The sequence below is a fragment of the Streptosporangium sp. NPDC002721 genome (assembly GCF_042888905.1).
Taxonomy (GTDB): Bacteria; Actinomycetota; Actinomycetes; order Streptosporangiales; family Streptosporangiaceae; genus Streptosporangium.
Genome location: NZ_JBIAQI010000004.1, coordinates 161,322 through 187,086, shown reverse-complemented (window position 1 = coordinate 187,086; position 25,765 = coordinate 161,322). Strand labels below are relative to the sequence as shown.

At 71.1% G+C, this 25,765-nt stretch carries 24 protein-coding genes; 6 read left to right on the top strand and 18 right to left on the bottom strand.

All coding sequences use genetic code 11. The features are described 5' to 3' along the window. Nucleotides 1–245 precede the first annotated feature (245 nt). From ACFYWM_RS06975 to ACFYWM_RS06915, 13 genes are all read right to left on the bottom strand, one after another. A complete protein-coding gene (locus ACFYWM_RS06975) occupies nt 246–1,532 on the bottom strand; it encodes a PhoH family protein (RefSeq protein ID WP_389909797.1) in 1,287 nt (428 codons plus the stop codon). Nucleotides 1,533–1,810: 278 nt separating this feature from the next. After that, complete coding sequence (locus tag ACFYWM_RS06970) at nt 1,811–2,578, bottom strand: isoprenyl transferase (RefSeq protein ID WP_389909795.1); 768 nt, start codon at nt 2,576–2,578, stop codon at nt 1,811–1,813. Between the two features lie 78 nt (nt 2,579–2,656). Beyond that, nucleotides 2,657–3,133 (bottom strand): hypothetical protein, encoded by a 477-nt coding sequence (locus ACFYWM_RS06965; protein ID WP_389909792.1) that lies wholly within the window; start codon nt 3,131–3,133, stop codon nt 2,657–2,659. A gap of 88 nt (nt 3,134–3,221) precedes the next feature. Further along, entirely contained in the window at nt 3,222–4,229 is a 1,008-nt protein-coding gene (locus ACFYWM_RS06960) for a hypothetical protein (protein ID WP_389909789.1), read from the bottom strand. A 95-nt stretch (nt 4,230–4,324) separates the two neighbouring features. Then, the gene (locus ACFYWM_RS06955; RefSeq protein WP_389909787.1) at nt 4,325–5,107 is read right to left on the bottom strand and encodes a TIGR04222 domain-containing membrane protein; all 783 of its coding nucleotides are present in this window, start codon (nt 5,105–5,107) and stop codon (nt 4,325–4,327) included. Between the two features lie 287 nt (nt 5,108–5,394). Continuing rightward, on the bottom strand, nt 5,395–5,799 hold the full coding sequence (locus ACFYWM_RS06950) for a hypothetical protein (RefSeq protein ID WP_389909784.1): 405 nt from the start codon (nt 5,797–5,799) through the stop codon (nt 5,395–5,397). Further along, a complete protein-coding gene (locus ACFYWM_RS06945) occupies nt 5,792–6,607 on the bottom strand; it encodes a DUF692 family multinuclear iron-containing protein (protein WP_389909781.1) in 816 nt (271 codons plus the stop codon). Before ACFYWM_RS06945 ends, ACFYWM_RS06950 begins: the two co-directional genes overlap by 8 nt. 69 nt (nt 6,608–6,676) lie before the next feature. Then, complete coding sequence (locus ACFYWM_RS06940) at nt 6,677–7,651, bottom strand: TIGR04222 domain-containing membrane protein (protein ID WP_389909778.1); 975 nt, start codon at nt 7,649–7,651, stop codon at nt 6,677–6,679. A 332-nt stretch (nt 7,652–7,983) separates the two neighbouring features. After that, nucleotides 7,984–9,783, bottom strand: coding sequence for a phosphoenolpyruvate carboxykinase (GTP) (locus tag ACFYWM_RS06935; RefSeq protein WP_389909775.1), 1,800 nt, complete (start codon nt 9,781–9,783; stop codon nt 7,984–7,986). Between the two features lie 290 nt (nt 9,784–10,073). Next, a complete protein-coding gene (locus tag ACFYWM_RS06930) occupies nt 10,074–10,601 on the bottom strand; it encodes a hypothetical protein (RefSeq protein ID WP_389909773.1) in 528 nt (175 codons plus the stop codon). A 355-nt stretch (nt 10,602–10,956) separates the two neighbouring features. Beyond that, nucleotides 10,957–12,228, bottom strand: a complete 1,272-nt coding sequence (locus tag ACFYWM_RS06925) for a C40 family peptidase (protein ID WP_389909771.1) — start codon at nt 12,226–12,228, stop codon at nt 10,957–10,959. Between the two features lie 209 nt (nt 12,229–12,437). Further along, a complete protein-coding gene (gene greA, locus ACFYWM_RS06920) occupies nt 12,438–12,938 on the bottom strand; it encodes a transcription elongation factor GreA (RefSeq protein ID WP_389909768.1) in 501 nt (166 codons plus the stop codon). Between the two features lie 111 nt (nt 12,939–13,049). Further along, nucleotides 13,050–13,478 (bottom strand): DUF4307 domain-containing protein, encoded by a 429-nt coding sequence (locus tag ACFYWM_RS06915; RefSeq protein WP_389909766.1) that lies wholly within the window; start codon nt 13,476–13,478, stop codon nt 13,050–13,052. 226 nt (nt 13,479–13,704) lie between these two features. Between ACFYWM_RS06915 and mca the strand changes: the two genes are divergently transcribed. The 3 genes from mca (at nt 13,705) to ACFYWM_RS06900 (ending at nt 15,279) form a co-directional block, all read left to right on the top strand. After that, nucleotides 13,705–14,601 carry a mycothiol conjugate amidase Mca gene (gene mca / locus ACFYWM_RS06910; RefSeq protein WP_389909763.1) on the top strand — a complete coding sequence of 299 codons (897 nt, stop codon included), beginning with the start codon at nt 13,705–13,707 and terminating at the stop codon, nt 14,599–14,601. Between the two features lie 34 nt (nt 14,602–14,635). Then, nucleotides 14,636–14,842: a hypothetical protein gene (locus tag ACFYWM_RS06905; RefSeq protein ID WP_389909760.1), complete on the top strand. Its 207-nt coding sequence runs from the start codon at nt 14,636–14,638 to the stop codon at nt 14,840–14,842. Between the two features lie 119 nt (nt 14,843–14,961). Beyond that, the gene (locus tag ACFYWM_RS06900; RefSeq protein ID WP_389909757.1) at nt 14,962–15,279 is read left to right on the top strand and encodes a GNAT family N-acetyltransferase; all 318 of its coding nucleotides are present in this window, start codon (nt 14,962–14,964) and stop codon (nt 15,277–15,279) included. 172 nt (nt 15,280–15,451) lie between these two features. Here ACFYWM_RS06900 and ACFYWM_RS06895 read toward each other — a convergent pair whose 3' ends face one another. The 3 genes from ACFYWM_RS06895 to ACFYWM_RS06885 are packed head-to-tail and all read right to left on the bottom strand — an operon-like array spanning nt 15,452 to nt 18,033. Next, nucleotides 15,452–16,612 (bottom strand): hypothetical protein, encoded by a 1,161-nt coding sequence (locus tag ACFYWM_RS06895; RefSeq protein ID WP_389909754.1) that lies wholly within the window; start codon nt 16,610–16,612, stop codon nt 15,452–15,454. 51 nt (nt 16,613–16,663) lie between these two features. Next, complete coding sequence (locus ACFYWM_RS06890) at nt 16,664–17,476, bottom strand: cytochrome c oxidase assembly protein (protein WP_389909751.1); 813 nt, start codon at nt 17,474–17,476, stop codon at nt 16,664–16,666. After that, nucleotides 17,473–18,033 carry a DUF2243 domain-containing protein gene (locus ACFYWM_RS06885; RefSeq protein ID WP_389909749.1) on the bottom strand — a complete coding sequence of 187 codons (561 nt, stop codon included), beginning with the start codon at nt 18,031–18,033 and terminating at the stop codon, nt 17,473–17,475. Before ACFYWM_RS06885 ends, ACFYWM_RS06890 begins: the two co-directional genes overlap by 4 nt. 388 nt (nt 18,034–18,421) lie before the next feature. On the opposite strand from ACFYWM_RS06885, the gene ACFYWM_RS06880 reads away from it, so the two are divergent. After that, complete coding sequence (locus tag ACFYWM_RS06880; RefSeq protein ID WP_389909746.1) at nt 18,422–20,467, top strand: thioredoxin domain-containing protein; 2,046 nt, start codon at nt 18,422–18,424, stop codon at nt 20,465–20,467. Nucleotides 20,468–20,613: 146 nt separating this feature from the next. Here ACFYWM_RS06880 and ACFYWM_RS06875 read toward each other — a convergent pair whose 3' ends face one another. Further along, nucleotides 20,614–22,827 (bottom strand): transglycosylase domain-containing protein, encoded by a 2,214-nt coding sequence (locus tag ACFYWM_RS06875; protein ID WP_389909743.1) that lies wholly within the window; start codon nt 22,825–22,827, stop codon nt 20,614–20,616. A 102-nt stretch (nt 22,828–22,929) separates the two neighbouring features. After that, a complete protein-coding gene (locus tag ACFYWM_RS06870) occupies nt 22,930–23,409 on the bottom strand; it encodes an Lrp/AsnC family transcriptional regulator (RefSeq protein ID WP_389909740.1) in 480 nt (159 codons plus the stop codon). Nucleotides 23,410–23,511: 102 nt separating this feature from the next. Between ACFYWM_RS06870 and hppD the strand changes: the two genes are divergently transcribed. Both hppD and ACFYWM_RS06860 read left to right on the top strand, forming a co-directional pair. Further along, on the top strand, nt 23,512–24,621 hold the full coding sequence (hppD, locus tag ACFYWM_RS06865) for a 4-hydroxyphenylpyruvate dioxygenase (protein ID WP_389909737.1): 1,110 nt from the start codon (nt 23,512–23,514) through the stop codon (nt 24,619–24,621). A 378-nt stretch (nt 24,622–24,999) separates the two neighbouring features. Next, a complete protein-coding gene (locus ACFYWM_RS06860) occupies nt 25,000–25,701 on the top strand; it encodes an RDD family protein (RefSeq protein WP_389909734.1) in 702 nt (233 codons plus the stop codon). Nucleotides 25,702–25,765: the final 64 nt, after the last annotated feature.

The window sequence follows — 25,765 nt, the reverse complement described above, 5'->3', positions numbered from 1 at the left end:
GGAGCCCCGACGCAAGCGAAGCCTCAACGCGCGGAGCCGTGACGCCCGGAGCCATAACGCGCGAAGCCGTGACGTGCGGGGCGCCTTGACGCGCGGAGCCTCAACGCGCGGAACCGTGACGCCCGGAGCCTCAACGCGCGGAGCCATAACGCACGAAGCCTCAACGCGCGGAGCGCGGTCGCGGGGCTCTTTTACGAGCACCCGCGACCGCGCTCCGGCTGTGGCGTCGGCGTCGGGACGCCCCGTCACATCGTGATGTCCTCCAGCATCTCGGTGACCAGCGCCGCGATCGGCGAGCGCTCCGAGCGGGTCAGGGTGACGTGCGCGAACAGCGGGTGCCCCTTGAGCTTCTCCACCACCGCCACGACGCCGTCGTGGCGGCCCACCCGCAGGTTGTCGCGCTGGGCGATGTCGTGGGTGAGGACGACCCGGGAGTTGGCGCCGATCCGGCTCAGCACGGTGAGCAGCACCCCGCGCTCCAGCGACTGCGCCTCGTCCACGATGACGAAGGCGTCGTGGAGCGACCGGCCGCGGATGTGGGTGAGCGGGAGCACCTCAAGCATGCCCCGGTCCATGACCTCCTCGATCACCTCGGGCGTGGTGACCGCGCCCAGGGTGTCGTAGACCGCCTGCCCCCACGGGCCCATCTTCTCGTTCTCGGAACCGGGCAGGTAACCCAGCTCCTGGCCGCCCACGGCGTACAGGGGACGGAAGACGATGACCTTGCGGTGCTGGCGGCGCTCCAGGACCGCCTCCAGGCCCGCGCAGAGGGCGAGCGCGGACTTGCCGGTGCCCGCCCGGCCACCCAGCGAGACGATACCGACCTCGGGGTCCATCAGGAGGTCGAGCGCGATCCGCTGCTCGGCGGAGCGGCCGTGCAGTCCGAACACCTCGCGGTCACCGCGCACCAGCCGCACCGACTTGTCGGGCAGCACCCGGCCCAGCGCGGAGCCCCTGCTGGACAGCAGGCGCAGACCCGTGTGGGTGGGCAGGTCACGGGCGTCGTCCAGGTCGGCCGTACCGTGCTCGAAGAGGGTCTCGATGTCCTCCGAGGTCACCTGGAGCTCGTCCATGCCGGTCCAGCCGGACTCCACCACGAGTTCGGCGCGGTACTCGTCCGCGGCGAGCCCGATGGAGGCGGCCTTCACCCGCATCGGCAGGTCCTTGGAGACCAGCACCACGTCCGCGCCCTCCGCGGCGAGGGTCTTCGCCACGGTCAGGATGCGGGTGTCGTTGTCGCCGAGCCGGAACCCGACGGGCAGGATGGACGGGTCACTGTGGTTGAGCTCGACCCGGATCGTGCCCTCGCCGATCGGCATGGGCTCGTCCAGCCGTCCGTGCGTCACCCGGAGTTCGTCGAGGGACCTTAGCGCCTTGCGCGCGAAGTATCCGAGCTCTGGATGATGGCGTTTGCCCTCCAACTCGGTGATGACGACGATCGGGATGACGACCTCATGCTCGGCGAAACGGCTCATCGCCGTTGGATCCGCCAGGAGCACCGAGGTGTCCAGGACGTACGTGCGCCGCTGCACTGCCGGCGACGTGGGTGAGGACGAAGGGTTTGCCACGCGTTCTCCCCCGGGCGCCAAGGACGGCGCCCTGCCATGAGCTGGGATGCGGACCGGCCCCGGGCCCGCTCACGAGAACGTCGAGCAGGAGCCGTTGGCCGGCCCTCCTCAGCAGGTCGTGACGCAAAGGCGGGCCCTCTCCGGCGTAGGTGAGCTGTGCTCTCCTACTTCTTACGGTACGTCCTGAATGCCCGACTTCCAACTGCTTAAGACTGACCGAAAGGGGTCGTTCATGTGGAGTTTCAGGAACCGTACCGGCGATGCCGCGCGGCGTAGGAGCGGAGAGCCCGCAAGAAGTCGACCCTGCGGAAGTCAGGCCAGTAGGCCTCGCAGAAGTAGAATTCGGAGTGAGCGCTCTGCCAGAGCAGGAAGCCCGAGAGCCGCTGCTCCCCCGAGGTCCGGATGACCAGATCCGGGTCGGGCTGGCCGCGCGTGTAGAGATGCTCCGCGATGTGCTCGACATCGAGGACCTCGACAAGGTCCTCGATGCTAGCGCCCTTGCTCGCGTGTTCCTGGAGAAGGGAGCGCACCGCATCAGCGATCTCACGCCTTCCTCCATACCCAACAGCAACGTTCACAATCAAACCGGGACGATGTGATGTCGCTTCTTTTGCGTTTTTGAGGACACGGGCCGTGTGATCGGGCAAAAGATCGAGCGCGCCCATGGGCTTGATGTGCCACCCGTCGGCCACGAGCTCCTGGACGACGTCCTCGATGATCTTCATCAGGAGGTCCAGCTCGTCCTTGGACCGGTTGATGTTGTCGCTCGACAGCAACCAGACGGTGACGACCTCGACACCGGCCTCGCGGCACCAGCCGAGCAGCTCCGAGATCTTGTCGGCGCCCTTGCGGTGCCCGCGGCTCACGTCGTCGATGCCCATCGAACGCGCCCAGCGCCGGTTGCCGTCGACGATCACGCCGACGTGCCGGGGAGCCATCTCCCGCTGACGGGACAGCTTCGCCTCAAGCCTGCGTTCGTACAACCGGTAGACGAGATCGCGCACGCCCATCGAAGCCCTCCCTCGGCACCCGCCACGAATGAGCACTGACAGGCAATTATCGCCGCCCCGCGGACCCCTCCGCCCCCTCTACAGGGATCTGGCGGGCTTGCCCGGCTTGCGGGAACCCAGGCAGTCCTCGGCCTCCGCGACGAGTGCCTCCACGAAAACGCCCAGCTCGGAGGATGTCAGAACGGCGCGCATCCCCACCCCTCCGCCGCCCCAGGCCTCCAGGAAGGCCCTTCTGGTGAGCCGCCACTCCCCGCCGGGCCCCCGCGGCAGGGGAACCCACACCGGGATGGTCCGCAGCTGGCAGCGGAGTTCGCCCCCGCCGACGACGCCGTTCCTGGCCCGGTAACGAAAGGCGAACAGTTCCGTGTCGTCGGGAAAGCGGTCGTCGGGGTCGGGCCACCGGGCCTCGTGACCGGCACGCGCCTCGGCGACCCCTCGCGCCAGCCGGGTGAGGAACCAGCCGCACCGCTCGCCCACCGTCCCGTACAGCGCGCCGTCGCGGTGCAGCTGCAGGGTGATCTCGTACGGCGTGCCGACACTGTCACGGCACGCCACCGGCGTAACGGTCAGATAAGAACCATCAAGACAACGCAGTCCCCCCACCTCAGAGAGGGTATCCCCGGCTCAGTCCGCCAAAACGTGATCAACGCCATCCGTGTCCGCGCCAGCCGGGCGGCTGGTGCCACTCGGTCCAGCCGTACCCGGACCGGCCGTCCTCGGCCTCGAACCGGCACAGGGCGCGCGGGAAGCGGGCGACCTCCCCGTCGGGGGACGTCATGGCGACCGGGGCGAAGGCGACCGGGACGGCCGTCATCGGCAGGCCGGGCACCCCCAGCCGTGCCCCGGACGGGAAGCCGTCCTCGCCGAACTCGCTCGCCGCGGTGAAGCCCTCCCGCTCCTCGGTCTCGCCGCCCGGCGGGACCGTGAAGCACGGCCAGGGCATCTCGAAGCCGACGTTGGCGCGCATGCCGTGGAAGAACGTGCCGTCGTCGAGCCGCCCCGAGCTCCACAGCCAAGACAGCCGCCACCAGTCGCGCTCGCCCCAGCTGTGGTCGCGCTCGCCGTACCCGGAGAAGGCGATCTCCTCGTCCCCGCCCACCCGGATCGTCCCCGCGACCTCGCAGGGGATCTCGTAGCGGGACATGAAGCGGTAGGGGTACGGGTCGCCGCCGCTCCGCCACTCCAGGTCGAACGCGAGCGAGGTCGTCGCGGCGCCGTCCAGGTCCCCGTACGCCGTGGCGGGGTCGTCCAGGACGGCCGCCGCCCCGGCGTCGAGGGTCACCCGGAAGGACCGCATGGGGGCCGTCACGTCGTGGACGGCCCGGAACCCCCCGGAACCCTCGCCGCGCACCGCGAGGACGCCGGGACGCGTCTCCGCCCCGTCCTGCTCGGGAGGGCCGTGGACGGGCAGCGGGACGTGGTGGTCGGCCAGCAGCACCGCGGGCCGGTCCCTGCCGACCAGGCACGCCCAGTACCAGGCGCGGTTCCAGTTGGGGTAGAGGCCGATCCGGACGTAACCGGCGAGCGAGCCGTCCTCGGCCGCGAAGTCGAGATAGACGGACTCGCTCCACAGCGGCTCGGGGCCCGGCTGGTGCGGCCCCTCGTCCTCGGGCCGCAGCGGCCACGTCGCGTGATCGACGAACTTTCCCACGGTCACTCCGATGCAGGCGCCCGATCGGCATGTACTGGCATGTACTACGTGTGCCGGCCCAACCTAACCGAACGAGCTTCGGCCGGACAGATCCCTCAGGAACTGCCGCAGCCCCCGCCCCCGCAGCTGGAACCGGAACCGGAGTCGGAGCCGCCCCCGCCGTCACCACCACCCCCGCCGTAGTAGGCACCCGCCGAGGCGTCGGAGGAGCCGCTGCGGGAGGAACCACGGCGGGAGGAACCGCGGCGCGGCGCCGGGGGCGGGCCCTTCATGGACAGGACCGCCGCCAGCCGCCCCTCCTCCCACTGCTTCAGGCCGTACAGGGCGACGCCCAGGATGTTCAGCTCGTCATGGTCGACGTGGCCTCCGGCGCGGGGCGGCAGGGACCTGTCCTCGCGGTGGCGCAGGCGGTAGTGGGCCAGCGCGGTCTTCCCCGCGCGGTTGGGGTGGGTGGGGTCGGCCCGGCCGGAACCGGGCACGTCGATCAGCCCCAGGTCCCTCAGCCGCATGATCAGCATGGTCACCGCGGCCCCCTGGGCCACCCTGTCCCTGACCCCCCAGACCGCCACACCGTCCCACCGCCCCTTGAACTGGTCGAGGATCTCGGTCTGCACCGGCTGGGTGAGCACGCCGACCTGGTCCGACACCCGTGTCAGCCGCCCGTCGCGCCGCGCCCTGAGCACCCCTCCGGCGGTCAGCGCGGCCAGCGCGGTGTCGACCACCCGGGACCGGCCGCCCGCGAGCAGCGCCAGCTCGTACGGCGTCAGCTCGGGCCCCTCGTAAACGCGCGGGGGTCGGACGGCCAGGCGCAGCGCGATCAGCACGGCCACCGCCAGAAGCGAGACACCCACGATGACGACGATCTGCACGGTCTGCATGACGGCCTCCGGGAGAACGACCCTGCGTGACGTCTACTACCCAGTGGACGAACGGGAAGCACCGGAAGTTTCGACGACACCTGATTCGGTCCCGATCCGGCGGCATCCGATCCGACCCCGGTCCGGCGACACCCGTTTCGGTCCCGATCCGGCGGCATCCGATCCGACCCCGGTCCGGCGACACCCGTTTCGGCCCCGGTCCGGCGACACCCGATCCCGTGGCCCTCCGGTTCGATCTCACCCCGCCAGGTGGCTCCCGGGTCGAGGCCGGTCCGGCGGCATCCGGTTCAGCGCCGGCGGCCGAAGATCGACCACCGGCGGGGCGCGGGGCCCGGCTCGGGGCTCACGGGCTCCTCCGGCAGCCGTCCCGCCACGCGGAGGCGGTCGGCGAAGTCACGGGCGTCGGCGTGGGAGCCGCCCGGCGGCTTGGGACGGCCCCTCGCGTACGCGTCGAACTCCCCGGCGAAACCGTCGCCGAGCAGCGCGACCAGGTCGGGTCGCAGCCTGGCCACCGTCCTGCGCCGCTTGGAGATCAGACCGGCCTCCTGGATCCGCAACCGCTCCCGGTCGAACCCCTGGGGCGCCTCCCGCCCGGCCACCAGGGCCGCCACCAGAGCCTCCTGAGCCCTGGCCAGCGCCGCACGCGCCGCGTCCCCCTCGGGCGTCGCGTCGCGGGCCGCGTCGTCAGACACGGGCCATCGCGCCGCGGATGCGGCCGAGCTCCCCCTCCAGGGCGCCGTCGCTGGGATAGTCGTCGTCCCATTCGAGCAGCACACCGGGCGGATCGACCCGGGCGCACAGCTCGGAGAGGATGTCCAGCACGTCCTGCGGGACGTGGGCGGTATGGGTGTCGTGCCACACCCCCTGATGGGAGTGGCCTCCGGCGACGTGGACGTAGGCCAGCTCGGACAGCGGCAGGCCGTCCAGCGCGGCGGTGGCCGACAGGCCCAGGTTGATCTGGTTCGTGTAGAGGTTCGCCACGTCGACCAGGAGCCCGACGCCGGTCATCTCCACCAGCTCGCCGAGGAAGTCGGCCTCGGTCATCTCGTCCTCCGGCCAGCCGAACAGCGCCGCGACGTTCTCCAGGGCCAGCGGTACGGGAAGCGCCTCCTGGGCCCGCCGCACGTTCTCGGCGACGACGGAGAGCGCATCCCGGGTGCGCGGGACCGGAAGCAGGTGCCCGGCCTCCATCCCGCCCGCCCGTACGAAGGCGAGATGCTCGCTGACCAGCGGCGCGTCCAGGGCGCGGGCGCAGTCGGCCAGGTGCGCCAGCCGCCGCGGGTCGGGGGGCTCGGCGCCGCCGACGCCCAGCCCGACACCGTGCGGGATCACCGGGACCCCACGGCCGCGGAGCACCCGCAGCGACTCCGGGAGCCTGGCGGGGTTGACGTTCTCGGCGATGACCTCGACGAAGTCGACCCCGGGCAACCGCTCCACGGTCAGGTCGATCTCCGGCCGCCAGCCGATGCCGACCCCCAGCGCCGGGAGGTCGGCCGCCATCACAGGCTCCCCCGCCCGGCCACCACCACATCCCCGGCGTGTCCGGTCGCCGCCGGGCTCCGGTGCCGCTCAGCCACCGCAACCACCTCCGCCACCGCACCCGCCGCCACCGCAGCTGGATCCGCCGCCGCCGTCACCCGACCCGCCACCGTCGCTCGACCCGCCCCAGCCGCCGGAGCCGAAGTCACCGCCACCGCCGAAGGAGGCACCGTCCCCCGAGCTCGAACCGCCGCCGCAGGCGCCCGAGGCGCAGCCGCTCGAACCGCTGCCCTGCCGCTGCAGTTCCTCCTCCAGGCCCGGCTCGTTGAGCTCGCCCAGGCCGTACAGGGCGACGGGTATGCCGACGGCGAAGGCCAGGTCGGGCGCGAAGGGGCGGGCGCCCCGCACGTAGGTTCCGCGGGCGGAGGTGAGCACCTGGTGACCGGCGTGGCTCAGGGCGTCGCGCAGGGCCCGCTTCTGCCGCGTGTAGACGGAGAAACCGCCGATCGCCGAGACCATGCCCACCAGCAGCGCGAAGGTGCCGAACCCGCCGGTGGCTCCCGCGAGCAGGATGCCCGCCACGACGACCACCTCGACGAGCGAGGCGATCTGGAGCCTGCTCAGCAGCATCTGCGCGTGGTCGAGCGCCCCCTCGGGCACGAGCAGGCCGAGCCCCAGCAGCCGGTAGCGCAGGCCGTCGACGCTCTGCCCCTCGGCCACCGCGCGACGGACCTCGTCCACGGGGGCCGAGCCCCCGCGCTGGTGGAGCGACTCCATGACGGCGTACTCGATCGGGTCGGGGGACGGCCGGGACCCGGCGACCAGGCTGGCCTGGCCGCCGCGCGAGATCCGGATCGCCCCGGCCCTGGCCAGCACGCCGAGCGCGGTGTTGATCACCCGGCGCGGCCCGCCGGAGAGATAGGCGAGCTCGTACGGGTTCGGCGGCCCGCCGTAGTGGCCGACCATGGCCGAGCGGACCCGGCGGTGCTCGCGGCGCACCGTGAGGGCCGTGGAGAGGATGACCAGGCCGACGGCGAGGACGATGACGAACAGCGGGAACCCCATGTCCGCCTCCTTGGGGGGGAAGGTGAGTCACAGGAGTGAGGTCCCGTGTACCCAGGTAGACGCGCACAGCCTGGCAGAAGTTTTACCCGACTTCGACGGCGACCCGGTGAGATGTCGGTCACCAGGCGAAATGCGAGTCACCGCCCTCCGGCGCGGCGGAGGGCGGTGACTGGTGGATCTCGTACAGCGCGTCGGCGGGGCACCGCCTCCGGGCCTCCGGCGCGGCCGGGGGCGGTGCTCGATCCAGGACGCAGCGCTCAACCCATGACCCGGTGCTCGCCCCATGACCCGGTGCTCGATCCAGGGCACCGGTGCTCCCCGGGGCCCGGCACTCAGCCCAGGCGGGCGACGAGGGCCTCGTACTCCTCCCAGAGTTCCTTGGGCAGGTGGTCGCCGAAGGTCTCGAAGAAGGCGGGCATGAGCGAGGCCTCCTGCCGCCAGATGTCCTCGTCGACGCTCAGCAGCGTCCGCATGTCCTCGTCGGAGACGTCGAGGCCGTCGGTGTCGAGCTTGGCGGGGAGCAGGCCGATGGGGGTCCGTACCGCCTCAGCCTGGCCGTTGAGGCGGTCGACGATCCACTTGAGCACGCGGGTGTTCTCGCCGAAGCCGGGCCAGATGAACCTGCCCCGGTCGTCCTTGCGGAACCAGTTCACGTAGTAGATGCGCGGCAGCCGGGCGTTCTCGCGCCGGCCGATCCTGAGCCAGTGGGCGAAGTAGTCGCCCATGTTGTAGCCGCAGAAGGGCAGCATCGCGAACGGGTCCCGGCGCAGCTCGCCGACCTTGCCCTCGGCGGCGGCGGTCTTCTCCGAGGCGATGTTGGCCCCCACGAAGACGCCGTGCTGCCAGCTCGTCGACTCCGTCACCAGGGGGACCGCGCTGGCCCGGCGCCCGCCGAACAGGATCGCGGAGATCGGCACCCCCGCGGGGTCCTGCCACTCGGGGGCGATCGTCGGGCACTGCGCGGCCGGGACCGTGAAGCGGGCGTTGGGGTGCGCGGCGGGCTCGCCGGACTCCGGCGTCCAGTCGCGGCCCTTCCAGTCGGTCAGGTGCGCCGGGGGCTCGTCGGTGAGCCCCTCCCACCACACGTCGCCGTCGTCGGTGAGGGCGACGTTGGTGAAGATGCTGTTGCCCCAGAGCGTCCTGATCGCGTTGGCGTTGGTGGACTCGCCGGTTCCGGGGGCGACGCCGAAGAAACCCGCCTCGGGGTTGATGGCGCGCAGCCGCCCGTCGTCGCCGAAGCGCATCCAGGCGATGTCGTCGCCGATCGTCTCGACCTTCCATCCGGGAAGGGTCGGCTGGAGCATGGCGAGGTTCGTCTTCCCGCAGGCGCTCGGGAAGGCCGCCGCGACGTAGCGTGTCTCTCCGGCGGGCGGGGTGACCTTGAGGATGAGCATGTGCTCGGCCAGCCAGCCCTCGTCGCGGGCCATCGTGCCGGCGATGCGCAGGGCGTAGCACTTCTTGCCGAGCAGGGCGTTGCCGCCGTACCCGGAACCGTAGGACCAGATCTCGCGGGTCTCGGGGAAGTGGCTGATGTACTTGGTGGGGTTGCACGGCCACGGCACGTCGTCCTGGCCGGGCTCCAGCGGGGCGCCGACCGAGTGGACGGCCTTGACGTAGCCGCCGCGCTCCTCGATGAGCCGCAGGGCCTCGTCGCCCATGCGGGTCATGACGCGCATGGACACGACCACGTACGGCGAGTCGGTGATCTCCACGCCGAGCTGGGAGATCTCGCCGCCCAGGGGGCCCATGCAGAACGGCACCACGTACATCGTCCGGCCGCGCATGCTGCCCTCGAAGATCTCGCCGAAGGTACGGCGCATCTCGGCGGGGGCGATCCAGTTGTTGGTCGGTCCCGCGTCCTCCTCGCGCTCGGAACAGATGTAGGTCCGGTCCTCGACCCTGGCGACGTCGCTCGGGTCGGAGGTGGCGTGGAAGCTGTTCTGCCGCTTGGCCAGGCGCGTGAACGTGCCCTGCTCGACCAGCAGATTCGTCAGGCGGGTCCATTCGGCCTCGGAGCCGTCGCACCATTCGATCCGGTCCGGCCGGGTCAGCTCGGCGATCTCCTTGACCCACCCGGCGAGTTCCTCGTGGCTGGTCGGGCTGACGGCGGTGACATCTACGGTAACGGACACTACTGGGGCTCCTTTACACTTCTCCGGGCCAAAACATCATTGACGAACGAGCGGTGTCCAATCCAATTGGCGTAGACCAGTGAATTAGCACGATCGCGCGTCACGACGCTCCGGGCTCGACGTCCCCGACGGCGTATGGCCAGGCAGGAGACGCAAGGTTTTAAAACCCCTACCCAAAAGAAGTGAATCTAAAAAAGCCGTCCCGGCAGTGGTATAGGCCATCGAGAAAGGTCTAAACCAATCAGGAGACAGGTTCAGACCAATTTGTCGACCATTTCCGCCGCTCAGGCTCAGGAATTCATGTCCGGGCCCGCCGCCCGTACGCGGTCGACGTGCTGGAGCGCGTCCCGCAGATCCGCCAGCCAGGTGTCGGTGTGGTTGCCCACCAGACGCACGCACCAGGCGAGCGCGTCACTGCGGCTGCGGGCCACTCCCGCCGCGACGAGGGTGTCGAGCACCTGACGCTCCGACTGCTTGAGCCGGGTCATCACGGGCACCGAGAGTGTGGTGAACATCACTTTCTCGTCGCCGACGGCGACCCCCCAGGAGACCTTCCTGCGGAAGCGGCGCTCGGCCTCCAGCGCGATCTCGACGCGTCGCTCCCTGCTCTCCTCGCGGAACCTCAGGATGCCGCCCTCCATGGCGGCGGAACGCTCCACCTCCGAGACGTCGTCACCGAGCGCGGGAGCCCGGAGCCTGCCGACCACCGCGATCTCCTCGCGGTCCAGCACGATCTCGACCCCGCCCTCGAACCACTCCTCGGGCAGCCTCCCCGAGAACCATCCGCGCAGCTTCGCCACCGCTTCGTCGTTTTCCATGTAATTCAGATTACAACGCTTCATCTGACGAAGCCAGAGCATCGTACGGCGCAGGAGGGGTGCACGGGCACGAGAAGGCGAGGACCCGCCGGGCGCTTCGCCGGGCGGGACCACGAGGCGACGTCCGCCGAACGGGAAGGGACGCGGGCCGACACCCCGGGCCGACGGATCCGGACCGGCGGGCCAGGGCTGGCGGGCCCTGGCCGGCGGACCTGGGCTGACGTACCCGGGTTGGCGGGCCGGACTGCCGGACCCGGGCTGGCGGATCCTGGCCGGCGGACCTGGGCTGACGTACCCGGGTTGGCGGGCCGGACTGCCGGACCCGGGCTGGCGGACCCGGGCTAGCGGACCCGGGCTAGCGGACCCGGGCGGCGACCTGGGGGCTGATCCGCACGGCCCCGGCGAAGTTGCGGGTGGTGACGGGGACGAGCTTGACCACGTCTCCGGTCCTGGGGGCGTGCAGCATCTTGCCGTCCCCCCAGTAGATGGCCACGTGCGAGACGTAGCCGGGGTTGGTGGGGTCGTGCCGCCAGAACAGCAGGTCACCGGGCTGGGCCTGGGCGAGCGGGATCTGGGGGCCGGAGACGAACTGCTGGTGCGTCACCCGGGGCACCTTGATCCCCGCCTGCGCGTACGCCCACTGGACCAGGCCCGAGCAGTCGAAGCTGTCCGGCCCCTCGGCGCCCCACACGTACGGGCGGCCGAGCTTGCCGATCGCGGCGGTGAGCGCGGTCGTCACCTGGGGGGCGCTCATGAAGGAGCTCGCGGACCAGGTCACGGCCTTGGCGGGGGTCTGCGCGGCGGTCTTGCCCGGAGCCGTCAGCACCGGGTTGATCACCGCGACCTGCGCCCCCTTGGGCAGGGCGCGCAGGAGGGTGAGGCGCAGCCTCGCGGAGTCGGCCTTCGGCGCGCTCACCACGAGCGCGTTGTTCTCCGGGATGCCCAGCGCGCGGGCGGTCGGCCGGGAGACCACGGCGTCGATGGCGCCCATGCCCATCGTGGCGTAGGCGCCGACGCGCAGGTTGCGCCCGGCGGTGGTGAAGGTCTTGCCCAGGGGCATGCCCCCGTCGTTGCCCAGGACGAAGGAGACGGCGACCTCGCCCGCCGAGACGTTCCGCCAGAGCCTGTCGGAGCGGGCGGTCGGCTTGGGGGTGTACGCGCGGAACGTCGAGGGGTTCACCCCGAGCGTCTGCACCGGCTTGCCGTCCAGGACCACCTCCGCGGCGTCGGCGCGCTCCACCGCCCGTACCCCGGAGAGCTGGGCGATCCTGGCGACCACGGTCGCGCTGAGCGGCCGGTGCGCGACGACGAACAGGTGCGGCCGCCGCATCGAGGTGAGCGGCGCCACCGGCTCCGCCGCCGGCGCGCCCTGGGCGGGCTTCGCCACCTGGGTCGGCAGGGTGGCGACGGACCTGCGCATCGTGATCGTCTCCGGCTCGGCCTCCGGCATCTGGGTGAAGACCATCAGGCCGGTGGCCAGCAGGCCGACGAGCAGGACGGCCAGGATCGGGACGGCCCGCCTCATCAGGCGGGCGGTGCGGTGGCTGTAGCGGAGACGGGGGGTGTAGGCGAGGTCCTGCCGGGCCTCCCGGATCAGGTCGGAGACACGTGGCCGCCGATCGAACACGACATCTCCCCTTCCCCGTGGACTCCAGCCCTACGAGGGTGCCTCAGACCGCCCTCCAACGCACGCAAACCCATCGAAAAGCGCCCTATCTGCAACATGGTGCAACATGGCCACAAGACTTGCGAAACCCTATGAAATCTCCTGACACACGGCAATCCGCCGGGACACCCGTCCCGGCGGATCAGCGGATCGATCGGAGTCTGCGGAGGTCAGTTGCCGATGTACGGCACGGCCTCGAGGATCTCGACGGTGTTGGAGCGGCCGTTCGGCATCGTGTAGGTCGCCTTCTCACCGATCTTCTTGCCGTTGATCGCCGCGCCGAGCGGCGACTTGGGTGAGTAGACGTCGATCGGGGCGCCGCTCTCCTCGCGGGAGGCCAGCAGGAAGGCGACCTCCTCGTCGTCGCCCTCGAAACGGACGGTGACCGTCATTCCGGGGCCGACCACGCCCTCGGTGCGGGGCGCCTCGCCGACCTTGGCACTGTCCAGGATCTGGCGGAGGTGGAAGATGCGGGCCTCCATCTTGCCCTGCTCGTCCTTGGCGGCGTGGTAGCCGCCGTTCTCCTTCAGGTCGCCCTCTTCGCGTGCCGCCTCGATCTTCTTGGCGATGTCGACGCGCCCGGGCCCCGAGAGGTGCTCGAACTCAGCCTTAAGGCGGTCGTACGCCTCCTGAGTGAGCCAGGTGACGCTCTCGTTGTGGGAGTCGGCCACGGGTTCTCCTTGCTTCCTCGGGGGCTTCGTGCTTGGTGCCTGGGGGTAACGGTCGAACGAATCTCGAAAGGCTAACAAGTTAACCCCTCGATCGCCTCCCCAAATGTCTCACTATACGAGATAGCAGTACTGGACATCGCCGGAAGTGGATGGAGCACTGGTCTCTAGCCGTTCGGTAAGCCGAACATACCCCTCACCAGCCGGAATATTGACCTCCTTGCTACCGACCTCGACGTGGTTGACATCGGTGGCCCGCACGCGGCAGAGCGCCGCACGATCGGATGGTTTGACCACTTCGAAGGTGATCTGCAAAGAATCGCCGCGACTGGCATCGAACGCGACGACCTGGTCGATGACCTCCGTGTTGCCCTTGGACGCCCACATCACGTAGCCCCATCCCCCGGCGCAGACGGCGCAGAGGATCGCGATCACGACGTGCACGACGAAGCGCCCCCTGCGCTCCGGGCGGTCGGGAAAGTCGCCCGGGGTGCCGAGGACGGGACCGTCCTGACGGCCCTTCTCGGCTTCGCTGGTGGCCATGACGGAATCTCCCTGCACTACCTCGGTGTTATCCGAGACAATTGTCCCCTGCGGGGGCCTCGCCCTCGCGACCGCCCAAGAGAAACTAACCTCTCCCTAGAGTGACGTAAGCCGAGGGCGCGCGGGGAACCACGTCTGGCGGAGCGGAACACACGGCCGGGAAGGCCGTCCGCGAGGCGAGCGACGACGATCCGACGCGCGACCGACATAAGGAGACACCGAGCCCGTGAGTGCACCGCTCAGGCTGATGGCCGTTCACGCGCATCCCGACGACGAGTCGAGCAAGGGCGCCGCCACCATGGCGCGCTACGTGGCCGAGGGCGTGGACGTGCTGGTCTGTACGCTCACCGGAGGCGAGCGCGGGTCGATCCTGAACCCCAAGATGGAGCGCCCGGAGATCCTCGAGAACATCGGCGAGGTCCGGCGCCTGGAGATGGAGCGCGCCCGCGAGATCCTCGGCGTGGGGCAGCGCTTCATGGGATTCGTCGACTCCGGCCTGCCGGAGGACGAGAGCGAGCCGCTGCCCGAGGGCTGCTTCGCGCTGCAGCCGCTGGAGGTCGCCTCGGCGCCGCTGGTGGCGGCCGTCCGCGAGTTCAGGCCGCACGTGATCCTCACCTACGACGACGACGGCGGCTACCCCCACCCCGACCACATCATGACCAACCGCGTCTCGGTGGAGGCCTTCGAGGCGGCCGGAGACCCCGACCGCTACCCGGGCACCGGTGAGCCCTGGCAGCCCCTGAAGCTCTACTACCACATGGGTTTCACCAAGGACCGGTTCGAGGCGCTGCACGAGGCGATGAACGCCCGCGGCATCGGCTCCCCGTACGCCGACTGGATCTCCCGCTGGGAGGACCGCCCGCAGAAGTGGCCGGTGACCACCCGCGTCCCGTGCGGCGACTACTTCGAGCTCCGCGACGAGGCGCTGCTCGCGCACGCCACCCAGGTCGACCCGGACGGCTTCTGGTTCGTCTGCCCGCGCGACCTGCAGCGTGAGATCTGGCCGACCGAGGACTACCACCTGGCCCGCTCGCTCGTGGACGTCGAGCTTCCCGAGGACGACCTGTTCACGGGCGTCCACACGGAGGTCACCGCCGACACGGTCTCGCACGCCTGCCACTGACGCGACCATGGGGTGGCGGTGGCAAACTTGACGTGTGATTGCATTTGACACCGTCACCAAAGGTGACGTCAGCCCGGGTCTCATCGGCTTCCTCGTCGTGGCCGGTCTGGGGTTCGCCCTTTACCTGCTGGTCAAGTCGATGAGGAAGCAGATCTCCCGGATCGAGGTCCCCTCCGAGGCCGAGCTGAGGGAGCGGAACGACAACGGCGCCACCACCACGACGACGCCGACCGCTCCCTAGCCCCGAGCCCCTCCGGATCCGCCGATTCGCCGGATCCACGGTTCTGACCGGCCACCGCGCGACACGCGCGGGGGGCGGATCGGCCGGGCCGAAACCCCCGACAACGAGCGAGGACGAGCATGGCCGACGCCACCGAGGTTTCCGACAACCCCGAAGCCTTCCGCTTCGAGATCCTGCTGGACGGCGAGGTCGCCGGGTTCGCCGGGTACCGCCTGCGCGCCGGGAAGATCATTTTCACCCATACCGAGATCCTCCCCGAGCACGAGGGCAAGGGCCTGGGCGGCCGGCTGGTCTCCGCGGCTCTCGACGCGAGCCGCTCGTCCGGCCGGTCGGTCGTGCCGCTCTGCCCGTTCGTCGCCCGCTACATCCGGCGCCATCCCGAGTACCGGGACCTGGTGCCCGAGGGCTACCTCGACCTCCTCGAAGAGGAAGCCTGAGCGCACGGCTCCGCCTTCACAGGCTGGGAGCGTGACTCCGCCTTCACAGGCTCACCACACGGCTCCGCCTTCACAGGCTGACCGCGCTCATGGGCTGACCGCGCGGGCCTGCCCTTACGGACCGGCCCGTACGGGCCGGCCGCGCGGCCCCGCCTCACGGTGAGACCCGTGGTCAGTCGCCGAGGGTGTCCGTCGAGGACCAGGCGCGCTCCAGCGCCCTCGGCAGCCCCCAGCGGCCCAGCGAGGTGAGGACCTCGGTCCTGTCGACGATCCCGAGGCACGCCCAGAGCGGGGTGACCGAGCTGAAGAGCGTCTCGGCCGCCTCCAGGTCCTCCGGCTCGTCCAGATCGACGTCGATGTCCTCCGACTCGGCGATGAGCCTGGCGATCCGCTCGGGCGACGCCAGCACCCCGGGCCCCCGCCTGGCCAGGGCGGCGACCACGGCCAGCCAGTCGGCGTGGTGGATCGCGCACAGGGCGGCCAGCACCGAGTCCTCGTGGCTGAGCTCCCCGTCCAGGTCGGAGAAGACCTCCGGCCTGTCCTCCTCGTCGGGCAGGTCGGAGATCGGCCCCGCGATGCCCGCCGTGACGGTCAGCCAGAGCTCCTCGTCGTCGGCCGGCAGCGGCTCCCCCTCGTACCCGGCGCAGGCCCGCAGCACGTTGCCGGGATAGCCGGGCCTGCCCAGCACCTCGCGCAGCCGGGTGGCCGCGGCCCGCAGCTCCCTGACGGGCCGCTCGGGCTCGGGCAGCTCGGCCAGGATGCGCCGCAGCTCGGCCAGCGCGAACGCCTCCTCCTCGTCCCAGGCGGCGAACAGCTCCTGGTCCTGCTCGTCGGAGACCGCGGTCCCGGGGATCCGCCCGTCGGGCAGCGGGCCGGTGAGCCAGCGCTCCTGGAGGTCCGCGTAGGCCTCCCTGGCCCGCTCGTCGCCCCGGGCGAGCGCGTCCGGGTCGATCTCCCCGGTGGCGACCCGTTCCTCCAGGTAGGCGACGAGCCCGTGGTACATCTCCTCGCCGACCGGCCCTCGCTCGTCCTCCTCGGGCCAGACGAAGAAGCTCGGGGTGAGCAGGAGCGGCTCGGTGCCCGTGGACTCCATCCAGCGCTGCACGTCCCCCACGGTCGCGCCGCCGGACTCGATCGCGCTGAGCGTCGCCTTCGCGGAGTCCCAGAAGGGCACCGACAGCGGGTTGCCCGCTGCCAGCATCGCCCGCCTCAGATCGGGCAGCGCCACCAGCGCCACTCCTGACGGCACGGCGAGCAGCGCGCGGGCAACATCACGCCGGGTCAGCTCGGAAGCCGCCCTTCCGGCGTGCACACAGACGAAGTCGAGATCCACGCCCAGTGAGCCTACGCCGGAAGCGCGGTGAACACACCTTCCCGCCCGGTGTCACCTCACCCACCCGAGGCCCCGCGCGCGTCGCGGGGCGGTGGTCCTGACCGGGCGCCAGGTGCTCACCAGCGCGAAGGCCAGCAGCAGCTCGGCGATGTCGCCGCCGTAGTACATGATCTCCGCGGCCCCGCGCAGCTGGGCGACCGGCACCGGCACGTCGACGACGAGCCCGGCGTACATCAGCTGCGACAACGTGGCGTGTACGGCGATCGCCACCCCCAGCACGACCAGCCGGAGGGGTACCGGCGGGCGTCGCGGCGCCGGGTCAGGACCGGCGATCACCCAGGCGAACAGGCACCCGGCCAGCAGGAAGTGCACGTGCGTCAGGTGGTGCGGCAGCCCGCCGGTGGAGACGAGCCGGTACAGCGGGGTGCAGTACAGCGCCACCATGCCCCCCACGCTGAGCAGCAGCGCGACCCACGGATCGGCCAGGACGTGCACCGCCCGGGAGCGCAGCAGGGCGCCGACGCGCCGCCCGCGGGCCGGTGACAGCGAGCGCAGCAGCAACGTCACCGGGGCGCCCAGCACCAGGCCCAGCGGCGCCAGCATGCCGATCAGCAGGTGCTGCAGCATGTGCCCGCGAAAATCCGTCTCGGCGAACGCGGCGACGGGCCCGGTCACGGCGGCGGCGACCAGCGCGACGCCCGCGACGAAACCCGCCGTCCGCCACCGGCTCCAGCCCCTGGGCTCACGAGCGCGCCGCGCCGCCGCCAGCAGGTACGCCCCCGCGGCCACGGCCAGGACGACGAGCGGCAGCGCCCCCGCCGGGCCGGCGCCGTGCCGGTGGGCCTCGTGCGCCAGGGCGATCATGGCCTCGGCGCGGCGGGGGCGCGCTCGTTCTCGTCACACAGCTCGACCGGGCCGGGGCCGCCGCCGCGCTGCAGCAGCCACCCGCCGATCATCAGCAGCACGCCCAGGAGCAGGAATCCCAGGTCCCACCAGAGCTGGTACGGGCCGGTACGCACGTGGTGGACACCCAGCAGGTGATGATCGATGACGCCCTCCACCAGGTTGAACGCTCCCCACCCGACGAGGATCCAGCCCCACAGCTCCCGCGATCTCCACACCCGTCCGCGGGAGCGCAGGACCCGCGAGTACAGCAGGCCGAGGCCGATCAGCACCGCCAGCCAGGTGAACGCGTGGAACAGCCCGTCCCACAGCGTGTTCATCCGCAGCCCGGGGACGGTGTCCACCGGGTAGTACCTCACCCCGATGTTGTCGGTGTCGGTGCTGGACAGCATGTGGTGCCACTGCAGGATCTGGTGCAGCAGGATGCCGTCGACGAACCCTCCCAGCCCGATGCCCAGAACCGTGCCGGGCAGGGCGATCCGCCCGGCTCCGCCCCTCTCGGCCGACCTGTTCGTCATCACGGTCCCCTCCTGCCCGGCTCGCGCCCGGCCAGTCCTGTCCGCCTCACGTACGGGCGGGGCCGGTTCGAAGCCGCGTGCCGCCCGCCGAGGAAAGGGGCGCCCCACCGGCGGGGATCCCCAGCAAACCCCACCAGAGCCGTCGGCGGCCGTACGGGAGCGACGCACCCGCGTACGTCGTCCGTGGCTAAAATCTCGGCAACCACACCCCCTCTCGCCGCCGAATCTCCACCCGTCCGTCCGGTTTGTCCGGCCACCCGCCCGTGGACACGGCATCCTCCCTCCCTCGGTTTAGTGTGAGAAGGATCGGGCGGGAAGAATCACGACGCGCGACCTTCGCGCACCCCGCGAGGAGAGCCACGCGCCGCGTACGAGCGAAAGGGTCTTTATGAACCGCTTGAAGGACGCGACGAGCCCCTATCTGCTGCAGCACGCGGACAACCCCGTCGAATGGTTCGAATGGGGTGAGGCGGCGTTCGCCGAGGCCGTCCGGCGCAACGTGCCGCTGCTGATCAGCGTCGGCTACTCGGCGTGCCACTGGTGCCACGTGATGGCCCACGAGTCCTTCGAGGACCAGGCCACGGCCGCGTTGATGAACGAGCACTTCGTCAACGTGAAGGTCGACCGCGAGGAGCGGCCGGACGTCGACGCGGTGTACATGGCCGCCACCCAGGCCATGACCGGCCAGGGCGGGTGGCCGATGACGGTCTTCGCCACCCCGGAGGGCCACCCCTTCTACACCGGCACGTACTTCCCCAGGCAGCAGTTCCAGCGGCTGCTGGCCGGGGTGTCGGGCGCCTGGGCCGAGGAGCGGGAGGCCGTGCTGGAGCAGGGCTCGAAGATCGTGGAGGCGCTGAACGAACGGTCGGCGCTGCCGTCCGGGCCGTTGCCCACGCCGGACACGCTCACCCGGGCCGTACACACCCTGGCCAACTCCTTCGACCCGGTCCGCGGCGGCTTCGGCGGCGCGCCCAAGTTCCCGCCGTCGATGGCCCTGGAGTTCCTGCTGCGGTACGGCGCGGCGGCCCTCGGGACCACCCAGGACGAGGAGCGGCGGGCGACCGCCGAGGCGGCGACGGTCATGGCCGGGCGGACGCTGGAGGCCATGGCCCGGGGCGGCATCTACGACCAGCTCGGCGGGGGGTTCGCCCGCTACAGCGTGGACGCCGAGTGGGTGGTTCCGCACTTCGAGAAGATGCTCTACGACAACGCCCTGCTCCTGCGGGTCTACGCGCACTGGTGGCGCTCCACCGGCTCCGCCCTGGGCAGGAGGGTCGCGCTGGAGACGGCCGACTGGCTGCTGGCCGAGATGCGCACCCCCGAGGGTGGCTTCGCCTCCGCCCTGGACGCCGACAGCGAGGGCGTGGAGGGCAAGTTCTACGCCTGGACCCGTGAGGAGCTTCTCGAAGTCCTCGGCGAGGAGGACGGGCCCTGGGCGATCGAGCTGTTCGAGGTGACCGGGACGTTCGAGCACGGCACCTCGGTGCTGCAGCTCCTCGCCGACCCCGGTCCCGGCGACGCCGAGCGGTTCGCCCGGGTCCGCTCCGCGCTGCTGTCCGCGCGGGCCCGCCGGGTGCGCCCTGGACGGGACGACAAGGTGGTGGCCGCCTGGAACGGCCTGGCGATCGCCGCCCTCGCGGAGACCGGCGCCCTGTTCGAGCGGCCCGACCTCGTCGAGGCCGCGCGCGCGGCGGCCGTGCTGGTCGACGAGCTCCACGTGGACGGCGACCGGCTGCTGCGCACCTCCCGCGACGGCAGGGCGGGGACCAACGCCGGGGTCCTGGAGGACTACGGCGACCTCGCCGAGGGCCTGCTCGCCCTGTACGGGGTGACCGGGGAGGTCCGCTGGTTCCGGCGGGCCGAGGCGCTGCTCGACGCCGTCCTGGAGCGGTTCTCCGACGGCTCCGGCGGGTTCTACGACACCGCCGACGACGCCGAGCGGCTCTTCCAGCGCCCCCGGGACGCGACCGACAACGCCACCCCGTCCGGCCAGTTCGCCGCCGCGGGCGCGTTGCTCTCGTACGCCGCGCTGACCGGCTCGGCCCGGCACCGGGAGGCCGCCGAGGCGGCTCTGGGCACGGTCACCGTGCTGGCCGACAAGCACGCGCGGTTCGCCGGATGGGGGCTGGCCGCGGCCCAGGCCGCGCTGTCCGGCCCGATCGAGGTCGCGATCGTGGGCCCGGCGGGCGATCCGGCGACGGTGGCCCTGCACAGGGAGGCCCTGCTGTCACCCCTGCCCGGCCTGGTCCTGGCGCTCGGCGAGCCCGATTCCGCCGGTGCCGGTTCTGATGCCGGTGCCGGGGAGGTCCCGCTCCTGGCCGGCAGGGGCCTGGTGGGCGGCGAGCCCGCGGCCTACGTGTGCCGCGGCTTCACCTGCAGGATGCCCGTCACCACCCCGGCGGCCCTGCGCGCCGAACTCACGGGCGGCGCGTGACGAACCGGCCGGGGCCGTCACCCTCAACAGCGCCGCCCTCCTGAACACGGACCGGCCGGGAACCGCCATAACGGCCGAAGGACCGACGCCCCGAACAGCGTCGCCGAGCCTGGGGCCGCCGTCCGCGTGACCGCGCCCGTCCCCTGTCAGATGCCCCGGACGGGGGCGCCGAGAGTGCGGCCCAGGCCGTCGACGCCGAAGTCGCCGCCGTTCCTGCCGCCCCGGTCGCCGCCGTCCTCGCCCCCCTGGCCGCCCTGATCTCCCTGGCCGCCCTCGTCGCCGCGTCCGCCGGGGCCGTCGCCGGGACCGCCCGGTCCCTGGCCGGGGTCGTCGGGGGCCGGAGGCTGGTCGGGCCCCGGGGTCCCCGGCTCGGGAGTGGCGCTCTGGCCGGGGTCGGGGGTGCTCGTCTCCTCGGGGCCGGGCGTGCTCCTGTCCTGGCCGTCGCCCTGCGGGTCGCCGTACTCGTCGTCCTCGGGGCCGTAGCCGCCGTACGAGTCGGAGTAGCCGTAGTTGGACGGCTCCTTGAACTCCTTGACCGGCTTGCCCTCCATCGCCTCGGTCATGAAGGCCCGCCAGATCTGCGCGGGGTAGGAGCCGCCGTACAGGGCGCTGCCGTTCACCGTCACCGGCTTGTTGTCGTCGCGGAACATGTCGACCGCCACCGCCAGCTGCGGGGTGAACCCGGCGAACCACACGGCCGCCGACTCGTCGGTGGTGCCCGTCTTGCCCGCCACGGGACGGTCGTAGAGGCGGGCCCCGGAGCCGGTCCCCGCCTCGACGACCTGGGTCAGCGCGTACGTGGCGTCGATGGCGGCCTGCTCGCTGAAGGCGCGTTTGCCCTTGGTGGAGCTCTTGACGACCGTGCCCTCGGCGTCGGTGACCGAACGGATCACGTGGGCCTCGCGGTGGACGCCCTCGGCGGCGAAGGAGGCGAAGCCGGAGGCGTTCTGGACGGCGCTCACCGAGGCCACGCCGAGCGGGAGCGTGGCGGCGGCCCGGTGCGGGGCGAGCTGCTCCTCGGGGATCCCGGCCTCCTCGGCGAGCTTGACGACCTTGTTCAGGCCGACCTTCTGGGCGAGGTCGACGAACGCGGTGTTCACCGAGCTCTGGGTCGCCTTCACGAGGTTGACCTCGCCGTAGGAGTAGCCGCCCGAGTTGGGGATGTCGGCGGAGGCGATCCGGAGCGGCGAGTTGCCGTCGACCCTGGTGTCGAGGCCGAAGCCGTTGTCCAGGGCCGCGGCCAGCGTGTAGGCCTTGAACGTCGACCCGGCCTGCACCTTGGCCGAGAAGGAGTTGTCGAACTTGTTGGCGGTGTAGCTGCGGCCGCCGTAGAAGGCCACGACCTCGCCGGTGGCGGGGTCGACGGCGGCGAGCCCGGTGCGGACCTTCCTGGGGGTGCCCTCCGGCAGGACCGAGGTGACCGCCCGCTCGGCGGCGGCCATCAGGTTCTTGTCGAAGGTCGAGACGATCTTCAGCCCGCCCTGGTTGATGACCTCGTCGGTGTAGCCCCGCTGCTTGAGCTCGGCCGTCACCTGGTCGAGCATGTAGCCCTCCTGCCCCTTGGGCGCGAAGATCGCCTTGGGCTTGCGGAGGGTGGGGAAGGTCACCTCGGCGGCCTGCCGGGAGGTGATGGCCCCGGTGGCGACCATCCCGTCGATCACCGACCGCCAGCGGTCCCTGGCCGCGTAGAGGTCGGGGCCCTGCGGGTCGGCGAACCTGGAGGGCTGCTGGATCACCGCGGCGAGGTAGGCGCCCTGGGCGAGGGTGAGCTTGCTGACGTCCCTGCCGAAGTACGCCCCGGCGGCGGCCTGGACCCCGTCGGCCCCCCGGCCGAAGTAGATCGTGTTGAGATACTGCTCCAGCACCCAGTCCTTCGACTTCGACTGGTCCACCTTCAAGGAGATCATGACCTCCTTGAGCTTCCTGATTATGGACCGTTCCTGGCTGAGGCCGCTGTAGTAGTTGCGGACCATCTGCTGGGTGATCGTGGAGCCGCCCTGGAGCTGCTGGCCGCTGACCGTGGACCACATGGCGCGGAAGGTGCCCGAGAGGGAGACGCCCTGGTCCTCGTAGAAGGAGCGGTTCTCGGCGGCGATGACCGCGTTGCGCAGGCTCTGCGGCACCTTGTCGAGGGCCACGCTCTTGCGGTTGACGCCCTGCCTGGCCAGCACGGTCTTGCCGTCGCGGTAGTAGATCACCGACCCCTGCGCGGTGGCCCTCGGCTGCGTGCTGTCGGGAATGGGGGTGATCGCCCACACCACCCCGAGCAGGACGATCGCCAGGAACAGCCCGGCGCCGAAGACGACGAGGGTGATCCTCAGGAGCTTTCTTCCAGGACTGCCCGTCCCGCCTTTCAACACGCGTGACCCCCCGATAGGACCCGCCGCCGACCCCCGACGGTTGCGGACCGTTAAGGGTAAACGATGGATAACGGTGTCTGGCCCCTGCTTGGCATGGTACGGCTAGCCCTTCCCCTTGCGCGGGACATCGGCCACCAAAGGCAGAACACGGTATGGCACAGGGGTGTCCAAGGCGATCACCGACGAGGTCCTGACCACGCCCCGGACGTCGACGATCAGGTCAATTACCCGCTGCAGGTCGGCATTGCTGCGCGCCACCACCCGGCAGTGCATGTCGTCGCCGCCGGTGATCGTGTGCACCTCCAGCACCTCGGGGATGGCGGCGAGCTGGTCGGAGACCGGGTCGTGCCCGCTGACCTGGCGGATCTGCAGGGTCACGAACGCGGTCACGTCGTAGCCGAGCGCCGCCGGGGCGATGTCCGGGCCGAACCCGGTGACCACCCCCCGGGCGACCAGCCGGTCGAGGCGCGCCTGCACGGTCCCCCTGGCCACTCCGAGCCGCCGTGAGCACTCCAGCACCCCCAGCCGGGGCTCCGCCGCCAGCAGGGCAATGAGCCGGGCGTCGAGCTGGTCGATCGTCATGATGTACAGATACTCCGCGGTAACCGGTGAGTAGGTGTGCATATTGCGCAGTCTTCAAAGACAGTGTTGCACAAACAGTCCAGAAAAACAGACAGTATGCGCATGAGCGACATTTTTCCTGTGAACGGTATGGACTGCGTGGTCTTCGCGGTGGGCAACGCCAAGCAGGCCGCCCACTACTACTCCAGCGCGTTCGGCATGCGGCTCGTGGCCTACCGGGGCCCGGAGAACGGCAGTCGCGACGAGGTGGCGTACGTCCTCACCTCGGGCTCGGCCAGGTTCGAGTTCCGGGGGGCGGTGCGTCCCGGCACCGGGGTGGCCCGCCACGTGGCCGAGCACGGTGACGGCGTGATCGACCTCGCCATCGAGGTCCCCGACGTGGAGGCGGCCTACGCCCACGCGCTCGCCCAGGGCGCGCGGGGGCTGGTGGAGCCGCACGTGACCGAGGACGACCACGGCAAGGTGGTGTCGGCGGCGATCGCGACCTACGGCGAGACCCGGCACACCCTGGTCGACAGGTCCAACTACAGCGGCCCGTACCTGCCCGGCTACGTCGCGGCCGAGCCCCTGGTGGCGGCCCCCGACGTGCGCAACGGCCGCCTGTTCCAGGCCGTCGACCACTGCGTCGGCAACGTGGAGCTCGGCAAGATGGACGAGTGGGTGGAGTTCTACAAGCGGGTCATGGGCTTCACCAACATGGCGGAGTTCATCGGCGACGACATCGCCACCGAGTACTCGGCGCTGATGTCCAAGGTGGTCGCGGACGGCACCCGCAAGGTGAAGTTCCCGCTCAACGAGCCGGCGATCTCCAGGAAGAAGTCGCAGATCGACGAGTACCTGGAGTTCTACGGCGGCCCCGGCGTGCAGCACATCGCGCTGGCCACCAACGACATCCTCAGCACCGTCGACCACATGCGCGCGGCCGGTGTCAGCTTCCTGACCACCCCCGACTCCTACTATGACGACCCCGAGCTGCGCGCCCGCATCGGCGAGGTCCGCGCGCCGATCGAGGAGCTGAAGAAGCGCGGGATCCTGGTCGACAGGGACGAGGACGGCTACCTGCTGCAGATCTTCACCAAGCCGGTGCAGGACCGCCCGACGGTGTTCTTCGAGCTGATCGAGCGGCACGGCTCGCTCGGCTTCGGCAAGGGCAACTTCAAGGCGCTCTTCGAGGCGATCGAGCGCGAGCAGGACCTGCGGGGCAACCTGTAGCCGGGGCGACCTGCAGCCGGAGCGACCTGCAACCAGGCGACCTGCAGCCGGGTGACCTGCAGCCGGGGCGACCCGTGGCACCGGGACCGGCCGGGCCGACCCCCCTGCGGCCCGGATCGGCCCCGGGAACCCGGAAGCCCGGGAGCCCGGAAGCCCGGAAGCCTCCCCGGCCGGGACGTGAGGAAGGACGGCGGCCTCCGTCCCGGAAGCGATCACGCCCGGAAGCCACCGAGCCCCGGCCTTCCCCTTCCCCTGCCCCGGCCGGGGCCGGGGCCGGGGCCGGGGCCGGGGAAGGGGACGGGGCCGGGGCCGGGGCCGGGGAGCAACCCATAACCGTCCTTGGCTTTGCTGTGGCGGCCTTGTGGCGATCACCCTTGGATGGGATCAGTACCGCCACCGCCGGAGGATCGGGGATCGGACCCGTGGTCCGACCCCACGCCGCCCGGCCCGGGTCACGACGGCCCGGGTCCCGGCCACGGTCACGAGCCTGACCCCGGCCCCGACTCGGGTCACAGACCGGCCCACGGCCCTTCCTTCGCCCCCGGTCGCGATCCCCTCACCGGCCATGGCCACAGCCACGGGCCGGGCCCCGATCCCGTCTTCGGTTACCCGTCCGCCGGGGAGCCGTCCAGCGGATTTCCCCGGCAGGGCGCCATCAGGCTGGGCGGACGCTGGCGCCGCCTCTTCGCCGGAATCCTCGACCTTCTCGTCATCGGATTCCTCTCCTCGCCCTTCACCTACCGGACCGTCACCACCGTCACGGGGGCGGAGAGCGGTCTGTCGGTGCAGGTACCCTTCGCGGAGACTCTCCTGGTGGCGGTGATCGGCTTCCTCTACTCGTGGTTGCTGACCTCCTTCTGGAACGGTCAGACGCTCGGCAAGAAGATCTTTCGGCTGCGCGTGGCGGACATCGGCGGGCACAGGGCCGGTGTCAAGCAGACGGCGCTCCGTCAGCTGGTCTCCTGGCTGATGTACTCCACCTGCTGCCTGGGCTGGATAGATGTGGCTTTCATCCTTTTCCACTCGCGCAAGCAGGCCGTACACGACCTCGCGGCCGGAACGCTTGTCATAGACGCCTGATCGGCGCAGGTCAGTCGCGTAGTGTGCCATTCCACGGGCTCGGCCGTCCGGCCGGGAAAGGGGC